The 13,476-nt window shown below is 68.4% G+C and carries 12 protein-coding genes and 6 tRNA genes; 9 read left to right on the top strand and 9 right to left on the bottom strand.

From position 1 onward, the window contains the following. The first annotated feature begins 6 nt into the window (after window positions 1–6). The 8 genes from OG524_RS13045 (at window position 7) to OG524_RS13010 (ending at window position 6,968) form a co-directional block, all read left to right on the top strand. Window positions 7–91, top strand: a tRNA-Glu gene (locus tag OG524_RS13045). Window positions 92–165: 74 nt separating this feature from the next. Further along, the gene (locus OG524_RS13040) at window positions 166–546 is read left to right on the top strand and encodes a hypothetical protein (RefSeq protein WP_405390681.1); all 381 of its coding nucleotides are present in this window, start codon (window positions 166–168) and stop codon (window positions 544–546) included. Between the two features lie 43 nt (window positions 547–589). After that, window positions 590–1,849, top strand: a complete 1,260-nt coding sequence (locus OG524_RS13035; protein ID WP_405390683.1) for an LLM class flavin-dependent oxidoreductase — start codon at window positions 590–592, stop codon at window positions 1,847–1,849. Then, window positions 1,846–2,661, top strand: a complete 816-nt coding sequence (locus OG524_RS13030; RefSeq protein WP_405390684.1) for an alpha/beta fold hydrolase — start codon at window positions 1,846–1,848, stop codon at window positions 2,659–2,661. The genes OG524_RS13035 and OG524_RS13030 overlap by 4 nt, the downstream gene beginning before the upstream one ends. After that, window positions 2,658–3,503, top strand: coding sequence for an SDR family NAD(P)-dependent oxidoreductase (locus tag OG524_RS13025; RefSeq protein WP_405390685.1), 846 nt, complete (start codon window positions 2,658–2,660; stop codon window positions 3,501–3,503). The genes OG524_RS13030 and OG524_RS13025 overlap by 4 nt, the downstream gene beginning before the upstream one ends. A gap of 272 nt (window positions 3,504–3,775) precedes the next feature. Continuing rightward, the gene (locus OG524_RS13020; RefSeq protein WP_405810294.1) at window positions 3,776–4,423 is read left to right on the top strand and encodes a ScbR family autoregulator-binding transcription factor; all 648 of its coding nucleotides are present in this window, start codon (window positions 3,776–3,778) and stop codon (window positions 4,421–4,423) included. Window positions 4,424–5,512: 1,089 nt separating this feature from the next. Continuing rightward, window positions 5,513–6,307 carry a BTAD domain-containing putative transcriptional regulator gene (locus OG524_RS13015; protein ID WP_405810293.1) on the top strand — a complete coding sequence of 265 codons (795 nt, stop codon included), beginning with the start codon at window positions 5,513–5,515 and terminating at the stop codon, window positions 6,305–6,307. Window positions 6,308–6,557: 250 nt separating this feature from the next. Continuing rightward, window positions 6,558–6,968: an SRPBCC family protein gene (locus OG524_RS13010; RefSeq protein ID WP_405390687.1), complete on the top strand. Its 411-nt coding sequence runs from the start codon at window positions 6,558–6,560 to the stop codon at window positions 6,966–6,968. Window positions 6,969–7,001: 33 nt separating this feature from the next. On the opposite strand, the gene OG524_RS13005 is transcribed toward OG524_RS13010, so the two are convergent. The 7 genes from OG524_RS13005 to OG524_RS12975 form a co-directional block, all read right to left on the bottom strand. Continuing rightward, window positions 7,002–7,093, bottom strand: a tRNA-Leu gene (locus tag OG524_RS13005). 31 nt (window positions 7,094–7,124) lie between these two features. Further along, a tRNA-Leu gene (locus OG524_RS13000) sits at window positions 7,125–7,216 on the bottom strand. A 31-nt stretch (window positions 7,217–7,247) separates the two neighbouring features. Further along, a tRNA-Leu gene (locus OG524_RS12995) sits at window positions 7,248–7,339 on the bottom strand. A gap of 34 nt (window positions 7,340–7,373) precedes the next feature. Then, window positions 7,374–7,462 (bottom strand) — tRNA-Leu (locus tag OG524_RS12990). 156 nt (window positions 7,463–7,618) lie between these two features. After that, window positions 7,619–7,691 (bottom strand) — tRNA-His (locus OG524_RS12985). A gap of 136 nt (window positions 7,692–7,827) precedes the next feature. Then, window positions 7,828–8,433, bottom strand: a complete 606-nt coding sequence (gene orn / locus OG524_RS12980) for an oligoribonuclease (RefSeq protein WP_405390688.1) — start codon at window positions 8,431–8,433, stop codon at window positions 7,828–7,830. Between the two features lie 10 nt (window positions 8,434–8,443). Continuing rightward, a complete protein-coding gene (locus OG524_RS12975) occupies window positions 8,444–9,676 on the bottom strand; it encodes a helix-turn-helix domain-containing protein (RefSeq protein WP_405810291.1) in 1,233 nt (410 codons plus the stop codon). An 822-nt stretch (window positions 9,677–10,498) separates the two neighbouring features. Between OG524_RS12975 and OG524_RS12970 the strand changes: the two genes are divergently transcribed. Beyond that, window positions 10,499–11,020 carry a universal stress protein gene (locus tag OG524_RS12970; protein WP_384497275.1) on the top strand — a complete coding sequence of 174 codons (522 nt, stop codon included), beginning with the start codon at window positions 10,499–10,501 and terminating at the stop codon, window positions 11,018–11,020. A gap of 218 nt (window positions 11,021–11,238) precedes the next feature. Here the strand turns inward: OG524_RS12970 and glmS are convergent, their stop codons facing one another. Together glmS and OG524_RS12960 are read right to left on the bottom strand one after the other, a co-directional pair. Then, the gene (glmS, locus tag OG524_RS12965; RefSeq protein WP_405390692.1) at window positions 11,239–13,068 is read right to left on the bottom strand and encodes a glutamine--fructose-6-phosphate transaminase (isomerizing); all 1,830 of its coding nucleotides are present in this window, start codon (window positions 13,066–13,068) and stop codon (window positions 11,239–11,241) included. A 58-nt stretch (window positions 13,069–13,126) separates the two neighbouring features. Continuing rightward, window positions 13,127–13,402 carry a hypothetical protein gene (locus tag OG524_RS12960; RefSeq protein ID WP_405390693.1) on the bottom strand — a complete coding sequence of 92 codons (276 nt, stop codon included), beginning with the start codon at window positions 13,400–13,402 and terminating at the stop codon, window positions 13,127–13,129. Between the last annotated feature and the right edge of the window lie 74 nt (window positions 13,403–13,476).

Below are 13,476 nucleotides of genomic sequence, written 5' to 3'. Positions count from 1 at the left end.
CCGTCGGGAGAGGTAGCCGTAGCGGCCTAACGGATCTGCTTCTCGAAGCGGAAGGGCTCTGCCCTCGCAGGTTCGAATCCTGCCCTCTCCGCAACGCTGGTGGGCCGAATTCTCGGCCCACCAGCGCATTGTGGTGTCAATGGTGGCTCTCAGAAGGAGAAACAGATGTCGGCCGAGGCGACCCGCACGATCGTTGTCACGCGGATGTTCACGGACGAGGCGGGGGAGACCCACTTCGCCGAGGAGAAGGTCGAGGTGACGGAGAAGAACTTCGCGCCGCCGGCCCCCGCGATGTTCATGTCCAACCCGGCGGAGGCAAAGGCGAGCGTCTACCTGCTGCTGCCCGACGGCTACTTCGGCGACCTGCACCCCGCCCCCCGGCGCCAGATCATGACGCTCGTCCAGGGCGAGCTGGAGGTCGGAGTCAGCGACGGCGAGAAGCGGCAGTTCCTCCCCGGCGGCAGCGTCCTGGTCGAGGACACCACGGGCAAGGGCCACTCCACCCGGAGCGTCGGCGAATCGATCGTCCTCGTCGCCCAGCTGTGAGGTCCGGCCCGTCGTGCACGTGTGTGAAGTCGTTGGAGGGTAGATGAAGGTCACCATGTTCGAGCAGGCGCCTTACAGGTTCCTGTCACCGGACTTCGAGCAGCATCACGATTCGGTGTGTTCGACGCCGTACGGGCTGACGACCCCGGAGGGCGTCTACACGTCGATGCGGGACCACATCGACGAACTCATGATCGGCGCACGGGCCGGACTCGACGGCGTCGCCCTGACCGAGCACGGCCAGAGCTCGTACGACCTCATGCCGAACCCGGACCTCGTGGCCGCCGCCCTCGCCTACGCCACCGAGGCCGAAGGGCTCGACGTGGCGATCTTCCCGATGGGGCGCTCGCTGGGGAAGTCGCGGGAACCGGTGCGGGTGGCCGAGGAACAGGCCATGCTCGACGTCATCAGCGGCGGCCGGCTCATCTCGGGCTTCCCGGTCGGCCTGAGCTACGACGCCAGCATCAACAACGGGGTGCCTCCGGTGGAGGTCAGGGGCCGGTTCGAGGAGAACCTCGAACTGGTCCTGCGCGCGTGGAGCGACCGCGAGCCGTTCCCCTGGAACGGGCGCTACCACCAGTACCCGCAGGTCAACATATGGCCGCGGCCCCTCCAGGACCGCCCGCCGGTCTGGGTCACCGGCATCGGCAACCCGCGCACGATGCGGCTCACCCTGGAACGCGACTTCGGCTTCAACTACTTCGGTTTCGCCGGGGCGAAGCTCACCGGGAAGCGCATCTTCGACCGCTTCTGGGAAATCGCGGACGAACTCGGTCTGGAACGCAACCCGTATCGCGTGGGATTCCTCCAGACCATCGCGGTGAGCGAGACGGACGCGCAGGCCGAGAAGGACTACGGAAAGCACGTCGAATACACGTACCGCAAGGGCCTGGGCGCCATTCCCATGGAGAAGCTGAGCCTGCCCGGCGGAATTAACATCCACGGTGTCAAGGCCCTTATCAAGGACCCCGCCGACTTCGGTATGTACAGCAAGATGCGTACGTCGAGCTATGCGGAACTCGCCGAGGCGGGAACGGTCATCGCCGGCAGCCCGGAAACCGTACGCGACCAGCTCGTCGAATACTGCAAGACCTACGGCATCGGAAACCTCCACGCGATGCTCGGATTCGGCTCGATGCCGAAGGAGCTGGTGGAGAAGAACGTGACCCTGTTCGCCACCGAGGTGCTGCCCCACCTGCGCAAGATCTGGCAGGACGACGGATTCACCCACCACTGGTGGCCCAAGAGGCTGGGCGGCTCGCCCCGATCCACGACGCAGAAGGTCGAGGTACAGGCATCGTGACGACGGAAACCGCGCAGTTGCCCTTCCGTGAGGAGACGGCCGAGGTCTGGGGCGGGAAGCTCACCCTCCGGGTCAAGGTCGCGGGCACGGGTCCCGCACTCCTGTACCTGCACGGGTCGATGGGCCTGGTCTGGGACCCGTTCCTGTCCCGGCTCGCCGAGAACCACACCGTGTACGCCCCGGAGTTCCCCGGCACCAGCCCGGCGGACGTCGACGCCGTGCACACCATCGACCAGCTCTCCGACATCGTCCTCGCCCATGAGGAGCTGGTGCGGACGCTGATCGCCGACGGCCCGCTGATCGTCGTCGGACACGACTTCGGTGGCATGATCGCCGCCGAACTCGCCTCCCACTTCCCGCTGTTGGCAGACCGCCTGGTGCTGATCGCGCCGCTCGGCCTGTGGCGGGACGACGCCCCCGTCGCCTCCCTGGCCGCGGCGGCGCAAACGGAGGTGCCCGGTCTGCTCTTCCACGACCCGGCCGGCGAGGTCGCCCAGGCGGCCCTGTCCTTCCCGGCCGACCCGGAGGCCGCCGTCGAGGCGGCCGCCGGCATGGTCTGGTCGCTCGGCAGCACCGGCAAGTACCTCTGGCCGATCCCGGACCGGGGCCTCAGGGCGCGCCTGCACCGGGTGGCGGCCCGGACGCTGATCGTCTGGGGCCGGGAGGACCGTCTCGCGGACGCCTCCTACGCGGACGACTTCGCCGGACTCATAGCGACCAGCGAGGTCGCGATCATCGACGAGAGCGGACACCTGCCCCAGGCGGAACGGTTCAAGGAAACCGTCGCCAGGATCGAGGAGTTCCTGCGATGACGCAGGATGTGGACCAACTGTTCGGCCTGGGTGGCAAGACGGCTCTGGTGACGGGGGCCTCGCGCGGCATCGGCCGCGCGATCGCCCTGGCGTACGCCGAGGCCGGAGCCGATGTCGCCCTCCTCGCGCGCGGCGTCGACAACCTGGAGGCGGTCGCCGAGGAAGTACGGCAGCGGGGCCGGCGGGCTCTCGTGCTCGCCTGCGACGTCCACGAACCCGACCAGGTCGAGGACAGCGTACGGCGGGCAGCCGAGGAGCTCGGTCCGCTGGACATCGTGGTGAACAACGCGGGCGGTATCACCAGCGCCGGCCCCTTCCTGGAATCCTCCCAGGAGCAGTGGCAGCGCGAAATGCGGCTCAATTTCGATTCGGTTCTCCAGGTGTGCCGGATCGTGGGCGGCGCGATGACCGGGAGAGGTCGGGGATCCATCATCAACATGTCCTCGATCGCCGGTGAATCAGGGCTTCCGAATTTCTCCCCCTACGCCGTCGCGAAAGCCGCCGTCACCGCGCTCACCCATTCACTCGCCGCCGAATGGGCGAACTCGGGCGTGCGGGTCAACGCGATTACGGCGGGCTGGCTGCACACGGATCTCACCGATGTGCTCGTCACCGACGAGGAGTTGTCGGGGCGCCTTCTGGACGTGGTGCCCATGGGCAGGTTCGGCACCCCGCAGGACATGGTCGGCCTGGCCGTCTACCTGGCCAGTGACGCCTCGCGCTTCATGACCGGCGCGGCCGTCGTCATCGACGGCGGGGTCTCCTCGTTCTACGGCGGCTCCGCCATGCTGCGGCCCCCGGGGAACGAGCTGGTCTCCACGGTTTCGGGGAGTGGTCTGTGACCCGTTACCCGCGCAGAAATCGCCCCTGAGCGGGCAATTCGCGCACGCCTCATCTGTCTGGCCCATCACCGGTACGCCGGTGATGGGCCAGTGGCGTACCCGCCCCCGTGCCACACGGGCCGGGGCCCGGGTGACCGCTATTCGAAAATAGATACATGAGTTTCGGCCATATATGCACGTAGAAGGTCACAGATGGTCTGGTCAGGTTCCTTCGGCTCTGAATTGCCGCTATTTTATGCGAACCAATCCGCCTTTCTCCACCGGAGGATCCGATGGCCATGCAGGAGCGAGCCGTCCGGACGAAACAGTTATTGATCGTCTCGGCCGCGGAAATATTCACACACGACGGATTCGCCTCTTCCTCGCTCGCAGAAATCAGTTCACGGGCGGGTGTCAGTGGAGGCGCGCTGCACTTTCACTTCAAGAACAAGCAAGTATTGGGTGAGGCGGTGGAGTCCGCCGCGCTGCATATGCTGCACGAAATAATGAAGAGCACTTCCGTCGACGGCCCGAGCCCTTTGCAGATCGTCATCGACGCATCGCACCTCCTGGCGCAGCGGGTCGCCGACGACGTGATTCTCCGGGCCGGGATGCGCCTCAGCAGCGACGCCACCTGGAAGGGCCGTGTCGAGCTCTGGCGGGAGTGGCGCTCCTGGGTGCAGACGATCCTGATCGACGCGGGGGAACAGGGGAACCTGGCGTCCGACATCGAGCTGAGTGACGCTGTGTGCGCGATCACGGCGACCGTGGCGGGTCTGGAGATGCTGGGCCGGATCGACGGCGACACCGACACGCAGTGGTGCTCGCGGGACACGATCACCCGGTTCTGGTACCTGATCCTCCCGCGCCTGGCCTCGGAGGCCGCCAAGCCCGCACTCGTCGCCGAGGGCCCACAGGCGGGCGACCGGCTGGCCGTCTGACGCCGGCCCGGGGCGCGCGGTCCGGGGGAGCGCCCGCGCCCCTGAGCCCGCGGTCCGGGGGAGCGCCCGTGCCCCGGAACCGCGCCCCGGAGCCCGCGGTGCGCGGCCGGCGCGCGCCCGGATCGCGGCCCGTTCGCGCCCGGTTCGCGGCCCGTTCGCGCCCGGTTCGCGGCCCGTTCGCGCCCGGTTCGCGCCCGGATGCCGGTAGCGCCGGTGCGCGAGTGGCGCGGGGGGCGATGCATCTCGGCCAGCTGCCCTGATCGATGCGCGGCGCCGACGGAAGCGGAACGGTGACAGGGTGCCCGTCGGCTGCGGTCCAGGACCGGCCGGTCGCACCGGGAGCGCCCTTCGGAATCTCGAACGCGCGCGGGCCGCGGCCCGGCTGTGCAATCGCTTTCGGTCATTCCTACCGGTCCGATGAACCTCCTCACCCGGTCAATGGCGGTCGTCGAATGAGTGGCCCGTGCTGCCTCGCCGTGACCCCTGTGCACCATGCAATAGGTGCACGCAACAGCGTCGGTGGAGTATTGCGGGAGTATTGCAGGACGGAGGGGAACGAATCTTCGAGGAGTCCTATACAAGAAACCGATTGAATGGTTTCCTTTGAAGTCGGACCGGAGTCGGCCGCGAGTCGACCTCTCAGAGCTGATCGTCCTCCGTTGGAAAGGGTGATGGAAGCATGCTCCGAACATCTGCTCCGCTGCCAAGCGGAGGCAGGGAATCCGTCTACCCGCTCGTAGGGGGGCGTTCCGGGCCTTCGTCCGTGCCGATCGACGCCGCCCGGGAGGAAACCGAGGGCACGGACCGAGGTGCGGGACCGGGGGTGCCCACGACCGACCCGTAGGCGTTCTCGGAGTACCCGGCGTGTGTACGTAGCAACGGGGAGATGAGCAGGTCGCGAAGGGAAACGTGACGTGGGGGAGCGCCGCCCGTGTTGACCGCACGGACGGCTGCCGGCGTCACGGTCCGTGTACCCGGGGAGCGGTGAGCCCTGTGTGTGCCGTCCCGGCAGGCGCCCTGATCGGGCACGATGGTCATCCACCCTGACGTCTTCTCAAATGACCGAACGTGCCATTTCGCGGAGGGGTTATGCACTTCTTCATTCTCGGGCCCTCGGAAATAAAATCCGGTGACCATGTCGCCCAGCCGAAGGGCGCGATGCAACAATTGTTGTTCGCTTCTTTCATGGCGGTGGCCGGCAGGCTGGTAACGGTGGAAACCCTGGCGGATGAATTATGGGGAACGACACCGCCGAACAAGATGAACAATGCTTTGCAGGCTCAGATAAGCAGACTCCGGCGTACTTTGGTCCGCGTGGACGGCGGAGCGGCCGACCGAATCATTACGACGGTATCGGGATATCAATTCAACATCCACCCCGGTGAACTCGACGCCCAGGTGTTCCTGGATTCGGTCGGATCCATCCGTGCGAGTTCCGAAGCGGACCCCTGTCGCAGCGCGGCGGAATTGCGGCGGGCCATCAGGCTCTGGCGCGGACCGGTGTTCGGCGGGGTGGCCGGGGGGCCTCTCTGCCGTACCGCGGCCTCCAAGTACGAGGAGGCCAGGCTGTCCGCCCTGGAGCTCCTCTATGAGATCGAACTGAGGTCCGGCGAGTACGCGAGGATCGTGCCGGAGCTCACGGAGACCCTCTCGCAGAACCCGATGCAGGAGCAGTTCTGCGGGCTGCTGATGATCGCCCTGTACCGGTCGGGCCGCCAGATCGACGCCCTCCAGACCTACCGGCAGTTCCGCCACCGGCTCAACGAGGAGCTGGGCGTGGAACCCTCACCGATGCTGCACTCCTACGAGAGCGCCATCCTGGAGCACGACGAGGCCCTACTGGCGCGGACGGCCTCGCTGCGCTCGCTGAGCCTGCGCACCTGACGGTGAGCGGCCGGTTCGCTCCCGGCTCGCCGGGAGCGGGTGCTGCCGCCCCCCGCCGCGTCACGGGGCGACGGGGGTCCTCGTACGGGTGATCATGCGGCTCCGAACGGGTGGCGGCGGACGCAGGGGTCCGCCGCCGATCCTACGATCGAGCGGTCCGGCGCGGGCGTGACGCGCCCCCCGATCGACCACCTGAGCCCGGAGTCCTTGTGAGCCCCTTCGTATCCTGCCGGCCTGCCCTCCGGGCGGCGTGACCGTGGCCTCCGTCATCAGAGAGATCACCATCGAGGCCAGTGCCGACGACGTCTGGGAGGTCATCGGGGACTTCGCCGAGGGGCCGCCTCGCATGGCACCCGATTTCGTGGTCAGGACGGAACTGGCGTCCGCCGACGTACGAGTCGTGACCTTCGCGAACGGTGTGGTGGCCCGTGAACGGCTGATCTCCCGGGACGACGAGGCGCACCGCATCGCCTGGGCCGTCATCGGCGACACGACGTGTCCCGTTCACGACAACGCGTCGTTCCAGGTCCTTGCCGAGGGGGAGCACCGCAGCCGCCTGGTGTGGATCCGCGACGTGCTGCCGGACGAGATCGCCCCGTCGTTCGCCGCGACGATGGACCAGGGACTCCAGGTCATCCGCGAGACGCTGGCGGCCACCTGAGCCGGGTGGGCCCAGGTGGCACGGTGAGCGAGCTGGCGGAGAGGGCAGGATTCGAACCTGCGCAAGCTGTGAGGCTTCTCCCGGCTTGCGCCGGGATCCCGTTGGGCCGCTACGGGAACCTCTCCTTGGTGGTGCGTGGTGCTGTGCGGGTGGTGCTGGCGGAGAGGGCAGGATTCGAACCTGCGCAAGCTGTGAGGCTTCTCCCGGCTTGCGCCGGGATCCCGTTGGGCCGCTACGGGAACCTCTCCTTGGTGGTGCGTGGTGCTGTGCGGGTGGTGCTGGCGGAGAGGGCAGGATTCGAACCTGCGCAAGCTGTGAGGCTTCTCCCGGCTTGCGCCGGGATCCCGTTGGGCCGCTACGGGAACCTCTCCTTGGTGGTGCGTGGTGCTGTGCGGGTGGTACTCGCGGAGAGGGCAGGATTCGAACCTGCGCAAGCTGTGAGGCTTCTCCCGGCTTGCGCCGGGATCCCGTTGGGCCGCTACGGGAACCTCTCCTTGGTGGTGCGCCTTGCTGTTCTGAGAACAACTATGGCAGAGCGCTCTGTCACCACGCTGATACGCAGCTGATACCCCCGGACAGGCCCGCGGCAGGTGCCTCCGGACACGATGAAGGCCCGGCCTGCTTTCGCAGACCGGGCCTTCATCGATGAGGGTGAGTAACGGGACTTGAACCCGCGACATCCTGGACCACAACCAGGTGCTCTGCCAGCTGAGCTATACCCACCATGTCGTCCGGTCGTTTCCGACCGGCCGAGAAAAAGTGTACAGGGTCCGGGAGGGTGCTCGCGCACCCCTTTTCCCCGGGCCGGCCCGGCGCCCCCGGGAGCCCCCGCAAGGGGCTGTGACCAGGGGCGTCGCCGCTACTGCCCGGCGGGGCCGGTGTGGCGCGCCGCGATCTCCTTGGCGCGTGCCGAGTCCGGGCCGGGCTGCGGTACGAAGACCGCCTCCCGGTAGTAGCGCAGCTCCGTGATGGAGTCACGGATGTCCGCGAGCGCCCGGTGGTTCCCGTTCTTGTCCGGACTGTTGAAGTACGCCCTGGGGTACCAGCGGCGCGCCAGCTCCTTGACGGAGGACACATCGACGATCCGGTAGTGGAGGTAGCCCTCCAGTGACGGCATGTCCCGCGACAGGAAGCCGCGGTCGGTGCCGACCGAATTCCCGCACAGCGGGGCCTTGCCCGGCTCCTTCACGTGTTCGCGTACGTAGGCCAGGACCCGCTCCTCCGCGTCGGCCAGGGTCGTGCCCCCGGCCAGCTCGTCGAGGAGGCCCGAGGCGGTGTGCATCTGCCGCACCACCTCGGGCATGGTCTCCAGGGCCGCGTCCGGCGGGCGGATCACGATGTCCACCCCTTCGCCGAGCACGTTCAGTTCCGAGTCGGTGACCAGTGCGGCCACCTCGATGAGTGCGTCGTCCGTCAGCGAGAGCCCGGTCATCTCGCAGTCGATCCACACCATGCGGTCGTTCATGGCCCCCACCCTACGGGGCACTCCGCTGCCCCGGCAGGGTCGGGCGCCCGGGAACGTACGCCTCGGCACCCGTCCTGAGGTGCTCCGCCGCGCCGCCGGAGGCCCCTGTCGCGACGGCCGGGGACGGGCCGGGGGAGGCCGCCGCAGCGGCCCGCCGGCTCGATGCCGTGTCCTGGACGGGCACGGACGCCTCGATCATCGTGGTGGCACCCTCCAGCCCTCCGCCCTGCGGACGACGGGCCCGATAGGCGGCCCGGTACGCGGCGGGGGAGGAGCCCAGCTGGCGGCGGAAGTGCCCGCGCAGCGCGACCGGCGAGCGGAAGCCGCAGCGGCCCGCGACCTCGTCGACGGAATAGTCGGAGGTCTCGAGCAGACGCTGCGCCTGCAGCACGCGCTGGGTGATGAGCCACTGGAGCGGTGCGCTGCCTGTGAGCGAACGGAACCTGCGGTCGAAGGTCCGCCTGCTCATGTAGGCGCGCGCGGCCAGTGTCTCCACGTCGAACTGCTCGTGGAGATGCTCCAGCGCCCAGGCCACGACCTCGGCGAGCGGGTCGGAGCCGATCTCTTCAGGCAGAGACCTGTCCAGGTAGCGCTCCTGACCGCCACTGCGCCGCGGCGGTACGACGAGCCGGCGAGCCAGTGCGCCGGCCGCCTCCGTGCCGTGGTCGGTACGGACTATGTGGAGGCACAGATCGATTCCGGCCGCGGTCCCGGCCGAGGTGAGCACATCGCCGTCGTCGACGAACAGCTCACGCGGATCGACGTGCACCGACGGGTAGCGCTTGGCCAGCGTCGGTGCGTACATCCAGTGTGTGGTGGCCGGGCGGCCGTCCAGCAGACCGGCCGCCGCGAGCACGAAGGCTCCCGTGCACAGTCCGACGATGCGCGCGCCCTCCTCATGGGCACGCCGCAGCGCGTCCAGTGCCTCGGCGGGCGGCGGCGAGGTGATGGACCGCCAGGCGGGTACCACCACCGTGCCGGCCCTGCTGATGGCCTCCAGGCCGTACGGCGCGCTGAGTTCGAGCCCGCCGGTGGTGCGCAGCGGCCCATCCTCGCCGCCGCAGACCAGCAGGCGGTAGCGCGGAACTCCCGCGTCCTGCCGGTCGATTCCGAAAACGGAGAGCGGGATGGAGCTCTCGAAGATAGGGCCGCCACTGAACAGCAGTACGGCTACGACTTCCCGGCGTCGCCGCCCGGTCAGTTTCCGTGCGGCCTCCGTTGCGGTGGCGGAGTCCTGGCTCATGACGCTAAGCCCCCCTCGGTGTTCGCGTCTCCCTGGTCCCTACGGGCCTGTCGCTCCTGCACGTTTCCCCTCGGTCTCGCACGCGTCCCCAGTCTTCGACACTCATGATCGAATCTACTGTGTTCCGTGGTGCCGACGTGACACGTTCCCCCACCGGCACTATGTCGACAAGGCAACTTGGCGCGAAGCATTCGATCACGAAGCGTTCCACTCGCGAGCCCCACAGGGAAGTGCGCCTGACGATCATGGCCCGTCCGCGTTGGTTCAAAGCGTACCGCGCGGTCTATTCCTGCCTGCTGGCACGTGGGTTGGTCGGCCGGAACGCCAGGAATCAGGGTCCTGGGGGAAGTTGGCTGAAAACCAGCGGTTGTGTGCGCGTATTCCAGTCATGCCACCGGCGCACCACCTCAATGACGGACAGCTTCCATGCGCCCCTTCGGTCTCTGTGGACCATCCTGCCCCGGGACGGGTGCGAAGAGGAGTCGTCCGATGGCGCGGTGTGACGCCGGGGTCGGTGGGGCTTGTGATGCTTTCGGCCGCCCGGCCCGGATCCGGTCGTGGGTGCCGGAAGGGCCGAGTGCGGTGAGCGCCGGCGTTCCACGAGCTGGATGTACGACACAGCCGGCATTGCCATACGGGGCGGTGTCCGGCATGCTCCCTCCATTACCGCAAGCGCTTTGCGAGGGCTGGGCGGTGAAGGAGTGGCGCCGTACCCTTGGGGGTAGGGGGTTGGGAAGATGCTTCCCGGACACAGCTTCATCGCTCGCAGGCACACCTCCACACCGCTCTCTCCTCACGAGGACTCTCTTCGCCGAGACATCGATGGCCGGTCACGAAATCCCTGAACCCGCAGACCGCAAGCAGGTAGCCGACCCACGGTCGGACCCTCGGACGGTCGAAGAGTCGCGCCCTTCATGCGATCCCGCCTTCCGGCATGGGGTCGTGGTCGGTTTCGACGGATCCATGTCCAGCGAGCGAGCCCTCGCGTACGCCATCGGTATGGCGAGCAGGCTGGGCTCGGGGCTGATCATCGTCCATGTGGCCAACCGGCTGCCGACCACCGTCTGGGCGGGCTGCGAGCCTCCCGTCTTCGTCGACGTGCCCGATCACCGCACCGAGGTCCTCGGCCTGGAGCTGGCCTGCGCGGACTATCTGGCGGAGGTGCCGTGGGTGCTCGTCGAGCGCGGCGGGGACATCTGTCACGAGCTGGAGGAGGTCGGCCGGGAGTATTCGGCCGACGCGATCGTGGTGGGCTCCACGCACGGCATCGTGGGCCGGATCTTCGGCTCGGTGGCCGGCCGGCTCGCCCGTCGCGCCCAGCGCCCCGTCATCGTCATCCCCTGAGCCCTGAGCCCTGAGCCCTGAGCCTGCGGCCGGTGCCCCTGGGCGGGTGCCCGGCCCGTGCGGGCTGCCCGGCGGGTCCCCTCGGTCGCCGTAGGGCTCCTGAGGGGCCGTCAAGCGGCCCTGTAAGCCGGTGAGTCGAGCGGCCCGCCGGACGGAGAACGGCCCCCGCATCCGCGATGGCGTGATGCGAGGGCCGCTGCCCGGTGCGGACCGCGGGTCTACTCGACGGTGACCGACTTCGCCAGGTTGCGCGGCTTGTCGATGTCACGGCCCATGGCGAGCGCCGTGTGGTAGGCGAACAGCTGCAGCGGGATGCCCATCAGGATCGGGTCCAGCTCGTTCTCGTTCTTCGGGACGAGGATCGTGTGGTCGGCCTTCTCCTGCTCGCGGTGCGCCACGGCCAGGATGCGGCCGCTACGGGCCTTGATCTCCTCCAGTGCCGCACGGTTCTTCTCCAGCAGGTCGTCGTCCGGGACGATCGCGACCGTGGGAAGCGCCGGCTCGATGAGCGCGAGCGGACCGTGCTTGAGCTCCGAGGCGGGGTAGGCCTCGGCGTGGATGTACGAGATCTCCTTGAGCTTCAGGGAGGCCTCCAGTGCGACGGGGTAACCCCGGACGCGGCCGATGAACATCATCGACTGCGCGCCCGCGTACTCCTCGGCCAGCTTCTTGATCTCGTCCTCCGACTCCAGGATCTGACCGATCTGCTCCGGCAGCCGGCGCAGCCCCTCGATGATCCGCTTGCCGTCGGCGACCGACAGGTCGCGGATGCGGCCCAGGTGCAGGGCGAGCAGCGCGAAGGCGACCACGGTGTTGGTGAAGCACTTGGTGGAGACGACGCAGACCTCGGGGCCCGCGTGGACGTACATCCCGCCGTCGGCCTCACGGGCGATCGCCGAGCCGACGACGTTCACGACGCCGAGGACGCGGGCGCCCTTGCGCTTCAGCTCCTGGACGGCGGCCAGCACGTCGTAGGTCTCACCGGACTGGGAGACGGCGACGTACAGGGTGTCGGGGTCCACGACCGGGTTGCGGTAGCGGAACTCGGAGGCGGGCTCGGCGTCCGCGGGGATGCGGGCCAGCTCCTCGATGAGGCCGGCGCCGATCATGCCCGCGTGGTACGAGGTGCCGCAGCCCAGGATCTTGATCCGGCGGACCCCGCGCGCCTCACGGGCGTCCAGGTTCAGGCCGCCCAGGTGCACGGTGGAGAAGCGGTCGTCGATGCGGCCGCGCAGCACGCGGTCCACGGCGTCGGCCTGCTCGGAGATCTCCTTGTGCATGTACGTGTCGTGGCCGCCCATGTCGTACGACTCGGCCTCCCACTCCACGGTCGTGGGCGTGGCCGTCGTGGTCGAGCCCTCGGTGGTGTACGTACGGAAGTCGTCGGCCTTGAGGGTGGCCATCTCGCCGTCGTCCAGCGTGACGATCTGACGGGTGTGTGTGACGAGGGCCGCGACGTCGGAGGCGACGAACATCTCCTTCTCGCCGATACCGAGCACGACCGGGGAGCCGTTGCGCGCGACGACGATGCGGTCGTTGAAGTCGGCGTGCAGGACGGCGATGCCGTACGTGCCCTCGACGGACTTCAGCGCCTCGCGGACCTTCTCCTCCAGGGTGACGGCCTGCGAGCGGGCGATCAGGTGGACCAGCACCTCGGTGTCGGTCTCGGAGAGGAAGACGATGCCGTCGGCGACCAGCTTCGCGCGGAGCTCGGAGGCGTTGTCGATGATGCCGTTGTGGACGACGGCGACCTTGTTCTCCGCGTCCAGGTGCGGGTGCGCGTTCTCGTCGCTCGGGGCGCCGTGGGTGGCCCAGCGGGTGTGGGCGATCCCGGTGGTGCCGGCGAACCGCTTGGGTACGCGGGCCTCCAGCTCACGGACCCGGCCCTTGGCCTTGACCGTCTTCAGGGTGCCCGGCCTGCCTGCGGCGGCCTTGCCCGTGATGACGATGCCCGCCGAGTCGTACCCCCGGTACTCCAGCCGCTGCAGGCCTTCCAGCAGCAGTGGAGCCACGTCACGCTTCCCGATGTAACCGACGATTCCGCACATAGAGTCTCTGCCCCTCCATCGACGTACACAATGAGTGCTCGGCCCGCCCGGGCCCGGCTCAGCCGTAGACGATGCGGCGAAGCTGCCGGAGCGAGAGCTCCTGCGGCGCCACAGCGCGGTACGGCAGCTCGGCCGTGATCCGCTCGAAGATCTCCGTGTTCACCAGGCCGCCGGACTGCAGTTCGCGGTGGCGGCGGCGGACGAAGTCCTCGGTCGTCTCGTCGAAGTACGCCAGGACATCGAGGATCACCCTGGCGGCCTCGCCGCGCTGGAGCGCGGTGGAGCGTACGAGGTGGTCGATGAGGTCGTCGTGCGACGGGCGGCGTTCGAGCACTCGTCGATATTGCGTGGTGCGGGCGCGTAGCGCAAGAAATCTGCCCGATATCGGGCAGGGGTCACAGAAATGCG

Source organism: Streptomyces sp. NBC_01520, from assembly GCF_045040375.1.
Classification (GTDB): domain Bacteria; phylum Actinomycetota; class Actinomycetes; order Streptomycetales; family Streptomycetaceae; genus Streptomyces.
The sequence above is the reverse complement of the archived record's forward strand: the minus strand, read 5'-3'. Positions and strand labels throughout refer to the sequence as shown.

What these genes read in the sequence shown, in the direction of transcription:
- OG524_RS13040 (WP_405390681.1), top strand. Translation starts at nt 166, where the DNA reads ATGTCGGCCGAGGCGACCCGCACGATCGTTGTCACGCGGATGTTCACG.
- OG524_RS13035 (WP_405390683.1), top strand. Translation starts at nt 590, where the DNA reads ATGAAGGTCACCATGTTCGAGCAGGCGCCTTACAGGTTCCTGTCACCG.
- OG524_RS13025 (WP_405390685.1), top strand. Translation starts at nt 2,658, where the DNA reads ATGACGCAGGATGTGGACCAACTGTTCGGCCTGGGTGGCAAGACGGCT.
- OG524_RS13020 (WP_405810294.1), top strand. Translation starts at nt 3,776, where the DNA reads ATGGCCATGCAGGAGCGAGCCGTCCGGACGAAACAGTTATTGATCGTC.
- OG524_RS13015 (WP_405810293.1), top strand. Translation starts at nt 5,513, where the DNA reads ATGCACTTCTTCATTCTCGGGCCCTCGGAAATAAAATCCGGTGACCAT.
- orn (WP_405390688.1), bottom strand. Translation starts at nt 8,433, where the DNA reads ATGAACGACCGCATGGTGTGGATCGACTGCGAGATGACCGGGCTCTCG.
- OG524_RS12975 (WP_405810291.1), bottom strand. Translation starts at nt 9,676, where the DNA reads ATGAGCCAGGACTCCGCCACCGCAACGGAGGCCGCACGGAAACTGACC.
- OG524_RS12970 (WP_384497275.1), top strand. Translation starts at nt 10,499, where the DNA reads ATGGCCGGTCACGAAATCCCTGAACCCGCAGACCGCAAGCAGGTAGCC.
- glmS (WP_405390692.1), bottom strand. Translation starts at nt 13,068, where the DNA reads ATGTGCGGAATCGTCGGTTACATCGGGAAGCGTGACGTGGCTCCACTG.